Raw genomic sequence first — 320 nt, 5'->3', positions numbered from 1 at the left:
AGGTACTGTAATTCCAGTTTGGGTATATTCAAATGCCGACGAGGTAGAGTTATTTTTAAACGGTAAATCACTAGGAAAAGACAAACCCGGAACTGTTTGGAACCAAATGCAATGCGAGTGGATGGTACCTTATAAAGAAGGGAAGCTAGAAGCTATTGCATATATTGATGGTAAAGAGGTAAAACGTACATTGTTTAACACCAGCGAACAGCCATCAAAATTAAAAACAAGTGTTCAAAAATTAGAAGCAGAAGACAGTTTTGAAGCCAGTTATATTATTACTTCAGAGAGCTTAGACGAAAACAATAATTTATATCCTT

General features: G+C 35.3%; 1 protein-coding gene. It reads left to right on the top strand.

The window, feature by feature from the left end:
* A partial coding sequence (locus H4O21_RS28800; protein ID WP_182812714.1) for a DUF4982 domain-containing protein occupies positions 1–320 on the top strand: 320 nt, incomplete at both ends.

Source organism: Oceanospirillum sediminis, from assembly GCF_014164585.1.
GTDB classification, from domain to species: Bacteria; Pseudomonadota; Gammaproteobacteria; order Pseudomonadales; family Halomonadaceae; genus Oceanospirillum; species Oceanospirillum sediminis.
Note: the sequence above shows the minus strand (reverse complement) of the source record. Positions and strands in the feature narration are given on the sequence as shown.